The 18298-nt window shown below is 27.7% G+C and carries 16 protein-coding genes; 1 reads left to right on the top strand and 15 read right to left on the bottom strand.

Annotated features, from left to right (window positions below):
• Nucleotides 1-171 precede the first annotated feature (171 nt).
• Nucleotides 172-699 carry a putative immunity protein gene (locus KIB46_RS04350; protein WP_291670972.1) on the bottom strand — a complete coding sequence of 176 codons (528 nt, stop codon included), beginning with the start codon at nt 697-699 and terminating at the stop codon, nt 172-174.
• A gap of 18 nt (nt 700-717) precedes the next feature.
• Nucleotides 718-1368 carry an HAD family hydrolase gene (locus KIB46_RS04345; RefSeq protein WP_156562899.1) on the bottom strand — a complete coding sequence of 217 codons (651 nt, stop codon included), beginning with the start codon at nt 1366-1368 and terminating at the stop codon, nt 718-720.
• A gap of 251 nt (nt 1369-1619) precedes the next feature.
• Between KIB46_RS04345 and KIB46_RS04340 the strand changes: the two genes are divergently transcribed.
• Nucleotides 1620-2372, top strand: a complete 753-nt coding sequence (locus KIB46_RS04340; protein WP_291670971.1) for an acyl-ACP thioesterase domain-containing protein — start codon at nt 1620-1622, stop codon at nt 2370-2372.
• A gap of 331 nt (nt 2373-2703) precedes the next feature.
• Here the strand turns inward: KIB46_RS04340 and KIB46_RS04335 are convergent, their stop codons facing one another.
• The 13 genes from KIB46_RS04335 to KIB46_RS04275 all read right to left on the bottom strand — a co-directional run bounded on the left by KIB46_RS04335 (nt 2704) and on the right by KIB46_RS04275 (nt 18160).
• Nucleotides 2704-3213 carry an AAA family ATPase gene (locus KIB46_RS04335; RefSeq protein ID WP_156562903.1) on the bottom strand — a complete coding sequence of 170 codons (510 nt, stop codon included), beginning with the start codon at nt 3211-3213 and terminating at the stop codon, nt 2704-2706.
• A 20-nt stretch (nt 3214-3233) separates the two neighbouring features.
• Nucleotides 3234-3806, bottom strand: coding sequence for a class I SAM-dependent methyltransferase (locus KIB46_RS04330; RefSeq protein WP_291670970.1), 573 nt, complete (start codon nt 3804-3806; stop codon nt 3234-3236).
• An 80-nt stretch (nt 3807-3886) separates the two neighbouring features.
• Nucleotides 3887-5317 carry a hypothetical protein gene (locus KIB46_RS04325; RefSeq protein ID WP_291670969.1) on the bottom strand — a complete coding sequence of 477 codons (1431 nt, stop codon included), beginning with the start codon at nt 5315-5317 and terminating at the stop codon, nt 3887-3889.
• 199 nt (nt 5318-5516) lie between these two features.
• A complete protein-coding gene (locus KIB46_RS04320) occupies nt 5517-6083 on the bottom strand; it encodes a hypothetical protein (protein WP_156562907.1) in 567 nt (188 codons plus the stop codon).
• 8 nt (nt 6084-6091) lie between these two features.
• Nucleotides 6092-6841, bottom strand: coding sequence for an N-acetyltransferase (locus tag KIB46_RS04315; RefSeq protein WP_291670968.1), 750 nt, complete (start codon nt 6839-6841; stop codon nt 6092-6094).
• Nucleotides 6842-7725: 884 nt separating this feature from the next.
• Nucleotides 7726-8868, bottom strand: a complete 1143-nt coding sequence (locus tag KIB46_RS04310; RefSeq protein WP_156562912.1) for a YibE/F family protein — start codon at nt 8866-8868, stop codon at nt 7726-7728.
• Nucleotides 8869-8932: 64 nt separating this feature from the next.
• A complete protein-coding gene (locus tag KIB46_RS04305; protein WP_156562914.1) occupies nt 8933-11110 on the bottom strand; it encodes a metallophosphoesterase family protein in 2178 nt (725 codons plus the stop codon).
• 380 nt (nt 11111-11490) lie between these two features.
• Nucleotides 11491-12057 (bottom strand): hypothetical protein, encoded by a 567-nt coding sequence (locus KIB46_RS04300; protein ID WP_291670967.1) that lies wholly within the window; start codon nt 12055-12057, stop codon nt 11491-11493.
• Nucleotides 12058-12121: 64 nt separating this feature from the next.
• Entirely contained in the window at nt 12122-12838 is a 717-nt protein-coding gene (locus KIB46_RS04295) for a protein kinase family protein (RefSeq protein WP_156562919.1), read from the bottom strand.
• A gap of 30 nt (nt 12839-12868) precedes the next feature.
• Nucleotides 12869-13144, bottom strand: a complete 276-nt coding sequence (locus KIB46_RS04290; RefSeq protein WP_156562921.1) for a hypothetical protein — start codon at nt 13142-13144, stop codon at nt 12869-12871.
• Nucleotides 13145-13332: 188 nt separating this feature from the next.
• A complete protein-coding gene (locus KIB46_RS04285) occupies nt 13333-13800 on the bottom strand; it encodes a hypothetical protein (protein WP_156562923.1) in 468 nt (155 codons plus the stop codon).
• 119 nt (nt 13801-13919) lie between these two features.
• Complete coding sequence (gene mprF, locus KIB46_RS04280; protein ID WP_291670966.1) at nt 13920-16451, bottom strand: bifunctional lysylphosphatidylglycerol flippase/synthetase MprF; 2532 nt, start codon at nt 16449-16451, stop codon at nt 13920-13922.
• Nucleotides 16452-16900: 449 nt separating this feature from the next.
• Entirely contained in the window at nt 16901-18160 is a 1260-nt protein-coding gene (locus tag KIB46_RS04275) for a chloride channel protein (RefSeq protein ID WP_156562928.1), read from the bottom strand.
• Between the last annotated feature and the right edge of the window lie 138 nt (nt 18161-18298).

The raw sequence follows: 18298 nt of genomic DNA, 5'->3' as shown, positions 1-18298 counted from the left end.
TAACAATACAAACCATAATTTGTATTACCTTTAACTTCTAATTATAAAGTATTAATAATTTAACTTATGATTTGAAAAAATATAAATTATATTATAATGAGTTTTAAAAAGAATTATGAAATTAGCTATATATAAATACTATTTTAATATTTTTATAGATTATCATTGAATTTAGCAATTCCACTTAATTTTCGCAGGGTTTTCTTCGTTAGGTATAGCAACCTTTTCAAGTGACACTAACATTTTTTCTAATTCTTTACTAGCTAATTCATCATATATTTTTGAACTTTCTGATAAACCACACTTATCATAAACAATTGCTGCTGCTCCATAAAAAGTGAAACCAAGAGCATTTGTTGGTGTATTAATTGTGCCACAAGCTGTTACTATAGCACGACAAGCTGCCTGAGCAATAGGGTTTTCTTCTATACTTCTTGCAATTACATTTCCTTCCTTTATAAGTGGTTTAACCTCATTTAATTTTTTAGTTCCATTTAAATATTCCTTAGAAGCTGATAATATATTGCGAAGTCTTAAATAATCACTATAGTTTTTTTCATATATGTTAAGAAAATTATCCTCTGCATATGTAATTGCCCAATTTGCTAATGTAGTTTTGCTTTGTGTTTCTATTAAACTCATTAATGATACTATGTGGGGATCCTCCAAGCTACCTAACATCTTCCTTAGTTTTGCCATATTTATTCCTACTTTCTTTTAACTAATTATTATTTCTTTTAGTTCCTCTACATTATTTACTATATAATCTGCACCTTCTTTAAGTAACTCTTCCCCTCCTCTAAATCCCCATGAAACACCTATAGATTTAACTCCAGCATTTCTTGCAGTTATTATATCGACATTTGAATCACCAATATATATACATTCCTCTTTACTTATGCCAAATTCATCAATTACTTCTAAAACTGATGTTGGATCAGGCTTAGCTTTATAGTTTTCTCTTAATCCTAAAACTATTTTAAACCTATCACAAAAATATTTATGTATTATCTCTAATGTAAAATCATGTTTCTTATTAGATACAACAGCTAGTCCAATTTCTTCATCTATTAGTTGCTCTAAAAGATCCATTATTCCATTATAAGGCCTAGTCATATCCATCATATGTTCATTATAGTATTTATTAAACACTTCTAATACCTTATTAACTGTTTCACTATCCCTACATCCAACTGGAACAGCTCTTTCCACCAGCTTGTACAATCCATTACCAATAAAAGTTTTATACTTCTCTGACTCATGAATTGGAAATGAGAATTTACTAAGAGCATAGTTACATGCATTTGCTAAATCGTCAATTGTATTTAATAATGTACCATCCAAATCAAAAATTGCTACTTTAAACATTACTCTCTCCTATTTAACCTAATTTCTTATTCGATTATACCATATTTATCTTTTACATTTTATAAGAAATATAGTAAGAATTATACTTATCCTAAAGCAGTGATTATATACTATTAAAAATACTATTGGATAACAAAAACATTAATTTTATTAAAATAGCATTTAAAATTAGCACTTCAATGCCATTTGCTTTATGGAATAACTTTACATATAATTAACTTATGCTAATTATTAGAAAAGGAGTATTAAACGTGAGCAATACATTTACCAAAGATTATGATATAAACATATATGATGTAGATTCTAATATGAATTGTAAATATTCATCTTTAATGAATTACTTATGGGATGTTGTAATATCTCAAACTGATTCTTTAGGCGAAACTGACCATGGACTTGTACATAATTGTGTGTGGGTTCTATTAAAATATGATTTGAAAATCCTAGAATACCCTAAGTTTAGAGATAGAATAACTGTTGAAACTGAAGCCATAGGTATTAAAAAGTTATATGGTTATAGACGTTGCACAATAAAAAACTCAGAAGGCAATATAATTTTATCTGGGATTTCTACTGCAATGCTAATTGACATTGAAAAGAGACGCCCAGCAAAGATTTCTCCTGAACAATTAGAGATTTACGGAATTCAAAAAGAATTGGATGAAATCACACCATTAGATGATTTTATAAAACTTGAAGTTCCTAGCATTACAAGAGATTATACTGTTAGACATAGTTACATTGATTCAAACAATCACGTTAATAATGTTAAGTATGTTGAAATGGCAATTGATACTTTACCTAAGGAGCTTTTAGAGCAATATGAACTATCAGGTATAAAAGTTCTATTTAAGAAAGAAGCTAGTGAGGATTCAACTCTACACTTTAGCACAGACATTTTAAGAAATGGTGAAGATGAATTAATTACAGTTCATAGGGTTTTTAAGGATGAAGTTCAAAAGCCAATTACAAAATTAGAATTTAAATGGAAAAAGAATAGCTAAACACTATTCTTTTTTTGATAATATAATTATTTTAAATAATATCGTATTCTATTCTTAGTTTTATTTTTATATTCAATAGCATAAACTTCTTCCTCTGCATTTAGAACCATTTTACTGTTCATTAAATAACTTATCTGCTAAAGCATCAATATATTCCTTCGACCCCTTAAGACCAGCGCCTGTTGTCATTCTATATAGCTTAACTGCCTTTACTTTCTGCCCTTCTTTTATTAATTTATTATATAATTTCCTTACCTTTAGTACGCGTGGGGTGGATATTTGTTTTGATGTGACTTGGAGCTTGGGACTGAACAAGCAAAATAAATATCCGCTACACCTTTTTTATAACTTTATTTATTTCGCTAACAACTTCCTTTAATTCTTTATATGTTGTATCAATCTTAATTGTATTCATTTTCTCATATAATGCTAGCCTTTCAAGACTTCTTCTTATATTATCTTCATCTCTTAAACCTTCACTAATATCTCCTCTAATTCTTGATACTAATGATTCCGCAGAACACATTAAAGTGATTTTATAAATTTCTACATTTGAAGTATTAAGGCCTTTTAATATTTCCTCCATTATTTCATCTGTATGAATGACCCAGTTAAATATTATATATTTGCTACTAGAATTTCTTATATAATTATTTAGAATATGAATTATATTATCTAAAACCATAGTCTTATTTTCTTCATTTACTGTAAATGGGTTCATCATCCAGCAATCATCTCCATCTAGCCAAAATGAATTATCTAATTCTTTATAAAGCATTCTACAAACTGAAGTTTTTCCAACTCCCATAACTCCATTTATAATAATTAACTTCTTTTTCACTTCTATCACCTATTCAATTTCTAATTATTTAAGTCTCCTTGCTTTCTATAAATATAGGTAACAAAGGATCCTCTCTCATCTATCGTCTCATTATACTTAACCAATTCTAAGTTTTCATTTAACCCATCAAAATCTGATGGACGTATTAAGTCTTCTTCTCTTATCTTTGAATCTGGTACATGTTTCTGTCCAAAACCATTAATGAATAAAATACCTTCTATTCTAAGATGTTTATGTATACTACTTAATTGCTCCTTACTTAATCTATAATGATTTATAATTATATTATCAAATTTCTCTATGTTATCTAAAGCATCAGCTTTACTTAAATCTACTTTCTTAGTATTAACTCTATAATTATTCATTGCTGCAAAGGTATGTAGTCTTTCAAGTGCTTTAATACTAAAATCTACTCCAGTAACATTTAATCCTTCCTTTAATAAAAACAAACTATTCCTACCATCTCCACAAGCTAAGTCAAGAACAGTTCCACTTTTAAGATACCTTATGCTCTTAACTAAAGCCTCTTCTGGTTTTAAAGGATTCCCTCCCCTATTTTCAACCTTTTCATCCCAATAACTTTCGTTTCCCATGTATTCAATATTACTCTCCTATAAGTTTAACAAATAATTCTTAAAATTTATAACTATAAACTATAATCAAGATTAAACAATTATCTAAAAAAGTGAGTTTTAAAGTCTGTACAATGTTGTCTTAGTTTATCACTGAACATTAAATTTTGTTGCTCTGTTTCAACATAAGGGATTCTAAATGGACTTTGGTAGTGTATATAATTAAATATATTTGCCCCAGAAAACATACCTTCATCAATATCTAGTCTATAAAATACATATCCTCTTTGTTTATCAGAGCCGAAAGGATAGTTTACAGCTCCACTAATTTTATCATAGGCAATTTCATCACCAAACCAATCATTCTCTATAACATTTTTGTTCTTTAGTCTTGGTATTTCAGCAGAATAGTTTAAACCCTTTTTTTCAAATAATAATCTGCCACTAATTAACTCAAATTTCTGAGTATTACTAATTGAAAATCCGTCATGCCAGTATGCTCTTCCGTCTTTCCACTTAAAATATTCAATGACATACATTTCATTATTCTTTAATTCAGCATAAATAGTAGTTGCCTCCAAATTATATTTACCTGGTATCTTGTTATATGTACGAACGCCTAAATCATTTTCAATAGTTTCCTCTTCATAATCAAACATTAACACTTCATTAGATGATTCTATAACTATTGCATTCTTTAACAAAGCTATTTCCTCATCTGATATATCATTAATGATATCCCTGGGAAATCCCTTATCTATAAGTATTTCTCTAGTTTCTGAATTTTGAGGAGTAACAAACTCTATAGAATTTAATTTAATATGATTAGATAATAAACAACAAATAAAAACTGCTACTACACATCCAATATAATATATACAAAGAAATTTCCTATTACTTATCTTTTTATGCACTTTTGATGGCTTATAGTTTATTGTATTAAAATAATTACTTAATTTATAAAAAGAACAGAAATAATACAGATAACTTAAATTTAAAATAATAAATATCCACCAAAGGCTACCTAAACCAGATACTATGCAAATTACAATAATAACCCTCCAAATAATTATTCCTAAAATAGGATCTTTTCTTGGTTTAATATCTGCTCTCTCAAAAACTTGCTTTAAACCTTTACGAAATATAAAAAGAAAGCTTATTTGAAATATAGTTTGAAATAATACTTCAATTGAAATATTATTGAATCTTTCACCTAAGGGTGTATTGGTACATATTAAATTAAAAATATCAACTATAATATTTATTATAGAAAAAATCCAGGCTATATTAAGAGCTTTATTTTCCTTATGTATATCACGTAAACCGATATATAAAAGTCCTACTCCTATTGTTGGTAATATATACTGTAATTTAAATATACTAAATGTAACTAAAGTAAGCGCAAATCCCAATGCTATATTTTTTATTGCATTACGCCATATATCATTATCATATTTACTATATGAATCTGTAGGTGTATTGATAATACTTCCCTCATTCAGATTATCTAATTTAAAATCATTGCCACTCATTATCCCCTATCCCCTTTTTTACTTTTCTTTCATTGTAAATTATATAATTAAGTTTATATTTATTATTAAAGTTACTTTTTTCATCATTTTTACACTCAGTTTGCCATTATATGTAATTATATCATATATTATAAATTCATTGTTATTTTATCCACTCATGTTTAAAGCGTAGGATATGTTTTTTCTAAATTAAATATAACTAAAAGTCATAATCAAAATATTCTTTTACAAACCCTTCCATAGAAGTTCCTCTATCTTTTTTACTTATATAATCTAAATCAGAATCATAGAAATATAAATAAGCTATACTTTTTTTATCATCCGATGTACCAATCATACCAAAAGACTTTGGAAATTCAGCTGTGTAACTCTCATTTCCTGAAGCTACTTTAAATGTATAACTATTTACCTTAAACTCATTTTCAGGAATAAGAAAACTATCTATATTATAATCATAGACAGGCTTATCTAAATAAGTATACTGTTCCTTTAATTTTTCTTTTTCTTTTTCATAGGTTGAATCATCATAGCTTACAACCAAAGCTATTGAATCTGACTGAAAAATTATAATGGAATTATTAGTATATCTGTATTCAATAGTTTCACTTTCAGGTAACTCTTCTATCTTTGGCATAAAACTTTTTGCAAAATTATCAATAACTTCACCACTATTTAGGTATTGGTTTATATCTGAGTTTGATTTGGTGCAACCTATAAAACAAAAAGATAATATTATCAAAACTATACTAAAAAACTTTTTTCTCATTCTCTACCTCACCTATTAGTAATTATCTTCTCAAATCTATTTTTATTTAAAATTTCATGTGTTATAAATTCTCCATTATAAAATAAAGCATATGTTGTAAAAGGACATGGAGAATTCTGTGCCTCTTCATATGTTTCAAGCAATACACTTTTAAACTGAATTCCTTTACTATAAGCTACCTCTTCAATTATAGGTACATACTTTGCAGTAAATGGGCATTGGTGAGTATAATAAAGTACAAATCCTTCATTTTCAATAGTAGGTTTCTTTACACTATCTTTAAAAGAAGGTTTAATTGAATCTTCATAAAAAGGTAGATACAAAAGTTCAAAATATGATTCTAAACTATCTGCCAATTTAAAACCTTTATACCTTAAAAATTCTGGATCAGAAAGGTATGGTTTCTTTTTCTTTGAAGATAAAACTACAAGTCCTTTTTTACCTTTTTCCTTACTATCTTTAATACACTCTTCTAATAGTAGATTTGAATTTCCTTCCCCTTTGTATCTTCCAGACACCCAAAAACAATTAATAAACATATATTCCACAGCTTCAATTGGACACCATGCCTTTTCAGCAGGAATATATTCTATAAAACACTTTCCTCTAACATTACCTTTCTTAAAAACAAGTCCATCATCAAACCTTTCTAAAAGCCAAGCTTTCTTTGAAGCTACTTGACAATCCTTATTGCTAGAAATTGCACAACAAATATGCTCTTCCTCTAAATTTTCTTTATTAACAGTAATAATCTCCATATAACTTCTCCTCATTAAAACTATTTATCTTTTAAAATAAAGTTGCTAAGTAAAGCCACAATAAGCATATATACAGGTACAGCTATATAGGAAAACCTCTCCACTCTAATCCCTAATAAAATATTAATTATAATTTGAAATGGAATTGTTGTGTAAAGAGCAATATAACTTATAAAAGGTAATATTACTTTTGACGAAGTACTCCAAGGACTAAAAAATCCCTCTAAATTAATTATTACAAAAATATAAAACCCATATATACCTTTTCAAATTTTCCTGTACATATTCATATTTCTCTATTAATTTTGCTGATATCATACTAAGGACGGTTGTAATAAAATAAATTATAATTATTTTATAGATTTCCTTTAAGGTTTGTATTTTTGCCATTTTTCCTCTCACTATCTTCTAAATCTTATTTAAATCAACATCAATATAAAACAATTTTTTATATGGAATACTATAACATATTACATCTTAACTCAAAAATACTGCATATCCCCAATTAGACTATGCAATACTTTAAGAACTATTTAACTAAATTAATTGCTTTCTTTATAGCTTCCTTATCATCCAAGCTATTAGATATATCTACTAAAATACTAGATATATCAGTGTCTATAATAACAAAATCTTAGACAAATTCTTTTTTAGTTTCTCTAACATTCATTTTCCCCCTTTTTAAAGAATATCTAAACTACTTAAATATTACCAGAGTACTGATATATATAAATTATAACATATTATTCCAAATAATTTCTTAACAAAAATACTGCATGTCTATATATGAACAATGCAGTATCTCTAACTTATTATTTCTCTTCTAAATTATTTTACTTCTATAAAAATTTAATACATTTTCATTTCCATCAATTTTATCTTTATTATCTTATTTTCCTCTTGTAAACATAAGCTGAAATAAATGATGTAATTGGCACCGCTAATATTATTCCAATACTTCCTGATATACTCTGTGCAAACTCTATTGCAATAAAATCAGAACTCATTAATTGATTAAATTGAGTATTATATGAATACAGAGCAAGCATAGTACTTAATGAAGTGCCTGCAAATGCAAGAATTAGAGTATTAGACATTGTCCCAATCATATCTCTTCCTATATTAATTCCAGACTTAAAAATAGTTTTCATATCTAACTCCCTATTTAATTCATTTATTTCATAAATTGAAGATGCTATAGACATTGCTACATCCATTACAGCTCCTAATGATGAAATTAATATTCCAGAAAATAGTATATCCCTAATCTTTAGTCCTGTATTTTGAGCTATAAGAATTAAAGATTCAGCCTCATCTAAATTAAAGCCAGATATGTTCAAAAAATTTGATATAAAATAGAATATCACACCTGAAATTATTACCCCTACACAGGTGGCCAGTGTAGCTACTATAGTCTTTTTACTCCATCCATTTAATAAAAACAATGTTACAATTGTAGAAATTATTGATACTATTATTGATAAAGCAATTGGTGAATATCCTCTGTATATAAAAGGAATCATAAAGAATATAATTGAATAGAAAGTAAATAATAGACCTATCATAGACCTAAATCCCTTCCCCCTACCTATTAAAACCATAATTACAAAGAAAATAATAACTATAATATATATATAATTATTTCTACTGTAATTATATATATTTACCTTATAAAAATCTTCACTTGGTCTATCTACACATACCATAATTTCTTTTCCTTCTTTAGCAACTACATTATGCTTTTGAGTTATATAATTTGTTACCTCTACTTTTTCTCCTTTAAGTTCCCCAGTTAAAAGTTCTACTTCTAATTCTTGAATACCAGAATATCTCCTATTGGATATTTGTTCTTTCTCTAAATTTTCTTTTATAACACTTATTACCCTTGCCTTTTCATAACTTAAAGTACTATTATCATACTTCTTAAAATCATCTTTAAAGGTATTATTTAATAATGTTGTACAAAGTATAAATACACCTATTAACCATGTTATTACAATATCAGTTCTGCTTAACCTTTTTAACATCTCTTTCTCCTAAATAGAAAGTTTAGCTTTGCATTTAAGCAAAGCTAAACTAATAATTTATATTCTAATTCTTACTTTCTTGTAACTTCTTTTTCTTTAGTACTAAATATAGAATTGAACCTGAAGCCAGCACCATTAACGGTATATATACAAATGGATTTCCTACTGTATCACCAGTTTTCACTGGATTAGAACTTTCATTTTTATCCCCATCATTTTTATCTACCTCTGGTTTAATAGATCCACTATCTCCTGGATTTTGTACTTCTCCATTTTCTTCTCCTGTTGATCCATTATCTTCTTTATCTTCCTCGACATCTTTTACTATTGAATATTCATCAATAACTTCCATATTATCAGTTCTATAGGTTACAACTTTAAATGAGTTGTCTGTAATTTCAATATTTGAAATTGTAGGAACCTTACTTTGGTCTTTTACCGCTGCATAAGTAAAATCTTCATTTTCTAAAATATTATAGTATTTACTACCACTTGCAGAGTTAGCTGTTAAATAAAGTGTTCCTTCTGGGTCTACTACATTACCTTCATTGTCTAAAGTTTGATTCTTTAATTCTTTAAAACCTTCCATTTGATAAGATCTTGTATATACATGATCATGCCCCATTAAAACAACATCTATATCATTCTTATCAAAGATTGGCACTAAAGTTTCTCTTCTACTTAAAATTGAGTCCTCTAAAGAATGACTAGCAACACTATAAATAGAGTGATGGAAGGTTACTATCCTCCACTTTGCATCCTTATTTTTTTCAATTGTCTCTTGAATAAATTGTTCATGTTCAGCAGAACTTGTATTATTTGAGTTTAATGAGATAAATAATGCATTTCCATATCTAAAGTAATAATCTCCTCCAGCTGCATTACTTCCTAAAGTACTTAAATTCGGTACATTAAAATGTTGTGTATAGTTAATTCCAACATCATGATTACCTACATTAGTTGCAACTGGTAATGACTCTAATACTTCAGGACTTAAATATCCATCATATTCAGCTTCATTTCCTGCTTTGTTAACTTGATCTCCAGCACTAATAAGAAAACTTGCATCAGGGAACTTTGAGATAGCCTTGTTTAAGGTATCTGTCCATCCATTAATATCAGATTCTATGCTACCAGAGCCTATTTGTGGGTCACCTGCTAATAAGAAATTAAACTTATTTGTATCTTTAGTCGATAAATTATTAACTTCAGACCATACCCCTTCTTTTCCTATTCTATAAACATAATCTGTATTTTCTTCTAAGTTTATTGCAGATGCCTTATTACTTCTATTTATATCATCTATCTTAGTAATTTCTCCCTTATAGCTTTTAGCTTTTTCTACTGGGAAAATATCGCCATTCATATCTGATTTTTTAGCAACTTGAAGCTCAGTTTCTCCATCAAAGTTTGTATACCAAGTAAAATTTACTTCTGACTCATCTGCTCCTACAGTTAGCGAAATATCACTTACTTTTGGTTCTTCCTTTTCAATCTCTTCTGAGCTTAAAATAAGTGAATTACATCCAAAATATATATCAGAGCTTGTCTCTCTATCTTGATGAACCTCAACAGCTATAACATTGTTACCTTCCTTAAGCATTGATAAATCTGTCAACTCAAATTCTTCTGTTATTGGACTTCCATTCCCATTTCCAGCATAAAACATATTATTTTCTTGCTTTTCTTCTGGCACTAAATATCTTTTAACTTCACTACCATTAATGTATACAACTATTGAATCATCAAAAGTAAAACTAGCTTTTATTTTATTTACATCTTCTAAGTTGTCTACATTAAATTCAGTTCTAAAGAAATATGTTTCAATTGCTCTGTCCTTACCAGAAGAAGTTTTTCCATTATAGTGCTGTAACACTGTATTTGCTCCGTCTATTATTTCACCATTTTTTGCTCCGTAAGGTCCTTTTGATATCTTCCATGAAGTATCATCAAATCCAATGTTTTGTCCTTCATATTCAATATCTTTAGGAAGGGTCCAGGCGGATTTAATTTTAAAATTATCGAATAAATACGTTCCTACTGCTGGATCTGTTCCATCATCTAAATATCTCCAGCTTGTATCATTATTTATTACTGTCTTATCACTCTCAATTGTCTTAACATGTGCAATAGAATTATCAACGGCTTGTCCATTTTCAGCTCTTGCAGTTATTCCTACTCCAACAACTAGTGCAGAAACCAATGACATTGATATTATCTTTTTCAACTTCTTACTTTTCATCTTAAACTCTCCTCTTATAATTTAATTGGACAATTTAAGAATATAAAACTTTTATTATATGTATATTAAGTAAATGTAATAAAATGTAAAGACAAGATTAAAATTAATTTCACGTACTTTGGTAAACAAAAACAAAGAAACACCAGCTCTAGTAGTGTTTCTTCATTTTTAATGCATAGACCAGTTATAAAATTTCAATTAGCTATAAATCAAAGGTATTATTACATTTTCATATTAAAAAATATAAAATAAAGGATAGTAATTTTATAATTTCCTTACCATTAGTACGGGTGGGGTGGATATTTGTTTTGATATGACTTGGAGCTTGCGACGGAACAAGCAAAATAAATATCCTCTACACCTTTTTTATTATTTCTTAATTATCTCCCATTACATATATCCCATATAAATCTTTCGAAATTATCCCTTTGACTATATTTATTATTAGGATAAATTTCTAAAGAAGTTATTGCATCATTCAAGGACTTTGGTGTTAAAGACTCCATATCCTCAAACTCCCACTCTTCATAAAGATCTCTTAATGTTTCTCCAATCCTTAAAAGACTTTCATAATGCTTTCCACTAGAGAAGCCTTTTATTATTTTATCTTCTTTCTGGTGATAGTAAAAGAATGGTGACTTTGCTAACCATCCTTTCTTAACTTCATCCCCATTGGTAGTTTTAGTTAAAACATAATTAATCAACTCTGTAAACTCTGTAAATCTTCCCGACTCTATTTTTATACCTACTATTGGGTACCATAGTCCATTAATCTTTCCACTATTTGTACCTGATGACCTATAAAATGCCAATGTTACTCTCTCAATTCCATAATCATATCTTATATCTATATCTATAAGTCCAATCATTCTAAAATAGTTAATTGAATAGATATTAATTCTAAAACTATCTTCATATACACCTAAAATTTCTATAGAATTATTCATAGCCTCACCTTCATTATAAATTAAAAACAGCCATGTGATATATGAATCACATGGCCTTTTTTTATTACATACTTAAGCTTTTAATTTTATCAAGTTGCTCTCTAATTTCTCTAATATTACTATAGCACTTTTTAATACCCATAAGCCTTTTTAAGAATATAAGCTCTTCCTTATTTAAATCAAGCTCTTTATACCATGGGAGTTCTTTTTCACTTTCAGGCTCATATGATGAATAGTAAAGATGAAGTAGAAAATCACCTAAATACCAATAGTCTAATTCTTTTTCATAGTTTCTATTGTCTATTAGCCTAGCAAGACCAAAATCTATTAGAGCTAATTCATTGTTATCCTTTAATATTAAATTAGGAGGTCTAATATCTCGGTGAACTATATGATTCTTATGCAAAGTTTCCATCATATCTATAATTTTACTGCAATATTCATATATTTCTTCCTTTGAAAACCTATGGTTATCCTCAAGTAATAGATCTTCAATTACCTTTCCTTCAATATATTCAAGGATATATCCTTCTCTATATTCATCTTTAAAATTAGATATAAACTTTGGAAATCTAGGATCATCTAACATTTTTAATGTTTTCTTTTCATAGATGAGTTTTCTTTTTGTTTTTTTAATCATATCCAACTTTAATTGTTTTACTATGACCTTTTCATGATTCTCATTTTCTCCTAGATATACAATTCCATATCTACCTTCGCCTAATAGTTTAATTACAGAATACCCATTTACTTTTTCTCCAAATTCATATAACTTATCCATAGCAATATACTTATTTAAAACTATTTACTACTAATAGCTTCTTCTGCATGATTTTCTACATGACCATCTAGATCTACAATTTGATTTTCTAAATGATCTGCTAAATGATCTACTAAATGATCTACTTGCTGACCAACTAAAAAATCTACTGAAGGATCTACTCTTAGACCTACTAAATGATCTGCTTCTTGATTTACTAAATGACTTTCTTGATCTTTTACATTCTCTTTCTGATTTAGAAGATGATTTACTCCATCCTCTATAATAATTGTGACCCATATATGATCTTTCTCTAATACATTTCATTATTAACACCCCTAAATTTATTTACTTATTGCACTTAATATATACTATTCAAAAATACTAAAAGAGTTACATAATCTTTTAATTGTAAAAAATTTGGAGCAGATATTTATTTTTCTCGTTCCATCGCAAGCTCCAAGTTACAAAAAAATAAAGAAGCTAAAAATTCAGCTTCTTTATTAATTAACAAATTATATTCCTATGATAGGTTGAGATAAATCCCTTTCGTAAATACCATATGCAGCTAACAACGCATATAAGGTGCCTGATGTTCTAAGTATATTTGAAATATTAACATATATATCTGGTTCAAGAGAAAAGTCCACTTCTCCTTTCGCCTTTCTCTCTTTAAAGTGGTCAAAACGAATAAATCCAAGTTGAGTATATATAAATCTTGAAATCACCAATAATTCAAGAGATTGAACAGCAGGTATATCAGGATTCGGAAGATTTTCAGTTTCATTAGTATACCTACTATGAATTAGATTAATACTTTCAATAGTAGATATATATGAAAGTAAATCTCCTATAATTGAAATAATATCTGCTATATGCTGATAACTTAACAAGTTTAATTCTTCAATATCACGTTCACTAAAAGAACTATATTCTGATTCATTTCCAAATATATTATTAAAATCCGAATACTTATTTTTCATATTACCTCTAAAAATATTGGTATATATATATTTTATACTTTTCTAATGATAAAGGTTCACTACTATTTCTCAAAGCCAAATGAGACCATCTAAAAACTATACCAAACTACAATTTAACCCTACTTACAAAACTCATCTTTTTCTTTTGTAAGTACAAGCATTAATTGAATAACAGTTATTATAACAGAACTTCCTTTCTTGTATGCTATATATCTATCTTCCCATCTTGTAGCATATTTCTCCTTAAATTTTTTAAGACCTTTAAATGAATATACAAAATTACCATATACAAATATTTGGTAGGCTATCTTTTCTCTTAAAAAAGCATGCTTAGTTCTTCCTACATCTGCTAATGGTGCAAGTCCTAAATTAAAATATTTAAACCCATTTTCCTTTGCATACTCAAAAATATTTGCAAACATATAGTCCATAATTCCATTAAGCTCAATTTTCTTAAACCTCATAAGATCAACAGATAAGGTCTCACCATCATACATTGGCATTATTGTAGCAAACCCCTTAAGTTCGCCTTCAGAATTCCTTACAACAGCAATTTTATCCATTTCTATATAATCTCTATCTAAAAACCCTACACAAAATCCTTTTTCTTTTTGTCCATTAAGCCATTCTTCTGAAACCTCTTTCATTTCATTAAATAGCTCATCATTATAAGGTGGACTAACAATTGAGAATTCATAGCCAGCCTTGGTTATTCTTCCTATAGCTTGTCTATTACTTTTATTCTTATTACCTACTAAAGAAAACTTATCCAATTCGATCCATGCATCCTGACCAAGCTTCATAAACTCATAACCTAGATCGTGAAGTTCCCCCATTACTTCAACATCAATTCCACTAAAAACTAAAGTATATCCATATAAATCAGCAAACTCTAAGAATTCCTGTATCCCCTCAAAAAAGTTCTCCTTATTACCTACTGGATTACCTAAAACTATAACTTTATCTCCAGATATATCATACTGAAAAAGCACATCTTCATTTTTATTTATGTATATATACTTATCTCCTAAAAATACATAGTGAATAAGTCTAGAGCCACCATAATTTTCAATAATTTTTTTAACCTTTTCTTTATCTAATTCTTTCTTTGGAAATTTATTTAATCTATTGAGTAATATTAAAAGCATAACTAATAATAAAGCTATTGTTGCTCCAATAAAAACGGAACTTACTAAATTATCTTTATAAAAGCTTTTTACTATTTCCTCTAAATTTAAAATAGGTATCTTTCTATGTATATAATGTACTACCTTTGAATAACTTGATATCAAATATACTGATAAGGTTAATAAAATAATTGCTATATCTTTAATTGCATTTTTCCATGTATAAATAAAACCTATTCTATAGAATATTTTTCTACTAAATAATATTAATATCCAAACAAGTCCTATAAATATACATTCATGAATATTATACTTGCTAAAAAATCCTCCCATAGTTATAAAAGCAAATACAAAAACCATAAAATAATAAACTTCTTTAGTTTTTGTATGAAGTATAGTTGATAATACTATAAGAATAAATCCTATTATTATACTTAAAGATATAGATAACTCTACTATATCCATATTTAAGATTTCACTTTTATGAGGAAAATAACGTTTTAAGTATATATTATTACCAAATATTAAATATATTCCCGTAATAAATAACATGATTTTCAAAACACAATGAGCTAATTTCGAATTTAACCTTGATATAACTTCTCTTGCTTCTTCATTTATCTTCATATACAAATCTGATAAATATAAAACTAATCCTATTAACACAGGAATTATATAGTAACTTAGTCTATATAAGATTATAAGTAATAGAACTTGCTCTGAAGGTACATTAAAATCTTTAAGTCCTACTAGTAGTGTTAAATCAAAAGTACCAACACCACTAGGTACCATACTTATCATAGCTACTATTATAGCCATAACATATATAGGGAAGAATTGTGATAAAGTCACCCTTATTCCTAAAATTACAATCAATCCATATATTAAGAGTATAGTTGTTGCCCATTCTAAAATTGAAGTAAACATTATTTTTAATGTAATATAGTAATTTTCTTTATTTCTATTTTTAAATACCTTGTAGGTAGCCCCTATAAAAATAATTGGAATATATAAGCCTATTAAAGCTGATATGAAGAATATATAATCAATACTTCTTCCATTTACTAAGCTCCATAAAGAATATATTAAGCATACCAAAGAAAATCCTGATAGGTTTAATCCAACAACCTTAGATGTTTCTTTTATGAGTTTTGATGAATCATCCACGTATTTTTTATAAAAATGATTTTTTAGGAATATAGCTGAACTTCCACCAAATCCAACTAAGTTAGATATTGAACTTGCAATCCAAGAATACTTGTACACTTTTCTTGTACTTAGGTTTATTTGTACCTTATTTTTTATTATTAAATCGTAAAATGATAATGGTAAATATGATATTATCCCTAATACTATAATTATCATTATATTCTTAACTGTTAACCTGTCAGAATACATATTGAATAGATTAACATCTATATCAAGAAAAATATTATATAATTCCCTTAATGCAAAAAATAATATTACTACTATAATTGGAATTTGAATCATTTGCACTATTTTCTTATTTAGTTTTTTCTTCATATTTATCCCCTTCGTTTATAAAGTATGGTTTATATGTTAAAGAAATTATCTTAAGAGAACCTTAACTATTTCTTAATATCCTCTAAAAATAATCAAACTATGTATGATTCTTATCTATAATATATGAATTTGACAGCTATAGTTATTTGTATTAAATTCAATTTTTTCTTCTGCTTCCTTCTTTTTTATCTCTAAAATGTAAATGAAAGTTTAAATATCTTCCTTTATGGATATAATTTTTAAAGAATCACCTTTTAGCCTAAATATTCTATTTTAAAAAGAGAATCTATTTTAAAGATTCTCTTTTTGAATGTATATGAAAATATAAAATCAAGGATAATAATTTTATAATTTCCTTACTTTTAGTATGAAGAAAATATATATTTATTTTCTGTGACTTGGAGCTTGCGCTGGAAGGCTAAGAATAAATATCACACACCTTTTATTTACTAATTCTTATGAACACTTCCTTCAAATAGTTTTTCTTTCTCTTTAGGAAGCTTATTTTCAACTAAAATATCATAAAATCCTGATATTATATAGCTTATAGTCATAACTATAATAATGGCTACCATTTCTCCTCCACCAAAATATTCAAGAGACATGGCCATTGATGTAATTGGAAGTGATGTTGCACTACAAAAAACTCCAATCATCCCTAATGCTGTAGAAGACTCTAACGGAAGATTTATTAACCCTGAAACTGAACTACCAAGTGTTGCTCCTACAAAGAATGTTGGATTTCCTCTTCCTCCTTGGAAAACTGACCCTAAAGCAACTGCTGTAAATAAGATCTTCCATGTGCTATCCATTATACTTACCCTATTATTAAAGGAATCATTTATGAAAGATTGACCTAATCCATTATAATTATCTCCAATGATTAAGAATAACACTATTGTTATTACCCCTCCCAAAATTGCCTTTATATATGGATTTTTAGTAACTAGATCATATAACTTACTGCTATTATCTAATACTAAATTAAATACAAACCCAGCAATACCACATATTATCCCAAGTAAAACCAGCTTTAAAAGCAGTAAAATACTTATTTCTCCCAAGTTTAACTGAGGATATACTACTTCCTTATTACCTATAAGATTAGCTATCTCATTTGAAAATACAGTTGTTAAAAATGTAGGTATTAAGGCTTGATAATGAAACTTTCCTTTCAATACTAATTCCATCCCCAAAATTGCTCCTGCAAAAGGTACATCATATATAACTCCAAAGGCACTTCCTACCCCACAAATTACTAAGGTTCTTTGCTCGCCATCAGATAAATTAAAGATTCTTGCCATAAAATCTCCTAATGTTCCACCCATTGCAACAGCTGATCCTTCTTTTCCAGCAGAGCCTCCACATAAAGTTGTTAAAAATGAACCTATAAATACTACAATAGACATAAAAAAAGGAATATCTTTTGCAGCTGACTGAACTTCAGATTTTAGCAAGTTTTCCCCGGAGTATGCATTTCTTCTTGTATGTAAATATAAAAATGTTATAATCAATCCAGCGAAGGGTAATAGGTAAATCATAAATTCATGATCTTTTCTGAAGTTATTTCCCCAGTTTAATAGGATATTAAATAAACCAACTATAACTCCTATGGGCACAGCCATTGCTATGCTTAGTGCAATCCATTTTAGTACATTAAAAATTAATGAACTATACTGATTTTCCCCATTAGTTTTTAACTTTTCCATAACCGTCTCCTTCTATCTTCATCATAAATATAATTTCCTAAATAAAAAAAGTGGCTGCGCCACGCTCCCTTCGGGAAACTTAATTGTAAGTAAAACCCCAAAAGCATAGGATTCTCAAAATCCTATGCTTAATTTCTA

Origin of the sequence: Clostridium sp. (assembly GCF_018372875.1) — a bacterium.
Lineage (GTDB): Bacteria > Bacillota > Clostridia > Clostridiales > Clostridiaceae > Clostridium.
Note: the sequence above shows the minus strand (reverse complement) of the source record. Positions and strands in the feature narration are given on the sequence as shown.

Bases quoted from the DNA above. Each gene is read 5' to 3' on its own strand.
- KIB46_RS04295 (WP_156562919.1), bottom strand. From the start codon at position 12,838: ATGGATAAGTTATATGAATTTGGAGAAAAAGTAAATGGGTATTCTGTA.
- KIB46_RS04305 (WP_156562914.1), bottom strand. From the start codon at position 11,110: ATGAAAAGTAAGAAGTTGAAAAAGATAATATCAATGTCATTGGTTTCT.
- KIB46_RS04330 (WP_291670970.1), bottom strand. From the start codon at position 3,806: ATGGGAAACGAAAGTTATTGGGATGAAAAGGTTGAAAATAGGGGAGGG.
- mprF (WP_291670966.1), bottom strand. From the start codon at position 16,451: ATGAAGAAAAAACTAAATAAGAAAATAGTGCAAATGATTCAAATTCCA.
- KIB46_RS04290 (WP_156562921.1), bottom strand. From the start codon at position 13,144: ATGAAATGTATTAGAGAAAGATCATATATGGGTCACAATTATTATAGA.
- KIB46_RS04285 (WP_156562923.1), bottom strand. From the start codon at position 13,800: ATGAAAAATAAGTATTCGGATTTTAATAATATATTTGGAAATGAATCA.
- KIB46_RS04315 (WP_291670968.1), bottom strand. From the start codon at position 6,841: ATGGAGATTATTACTGTTAATAAAGAAAATTTAGAGGAAGAGCATATT.
- KIB46_RS04310 (WP_156562912.1), bottom strand. From the start codon at position 8,868: ATGTTAAAAAGGTTAAGCAGAACTGATATTGTAATAACATGGTTAATA.
- KIB46_RS04320 (WP_156562907.1), bottom strand. From the start codon at position 6,083: ATGAGAAAAAAGTTTTTTAGTATAGTTTTGATAATATTATCTTTTTGT.
- KIB46_RS04325 (WP_291670969.1), bottom strand. From the start codon at position 5,317: ATGAGTGGCAATGATTTTAAATTAGATAATCTGAATGAGGGAAGTATT.
- KIB46_RS04345 (WP_156562899.1), bottom strand. From the start codon at position 1,368: ATGTTTAAAGTAGCAATTTTTGATTTGGATGGTACATTATTAAATACA.
- KIB46_RS04350 (WP_291670972.1), bottom strand. From the start codon at position 699: ATGGCAAAACTAAGGAAGATGTTAGGTAGCTTGGAGGATCCCCACATA.
- KIB46_RS04275 (WP_156562928.1), bottom strand. From the start codon at position 18,160: ATGGAAAAGTTAAAAACTAATGGGGAAAATCAGTATAGTTCATTAATT.
- KIB46_RS04300 (WP_291670967.1), bottom strand. From the start codon at position 12,057: ATGAATAATTCTATAGAAATTTTAGGTGTATATGAAGATAGTTTTAGA.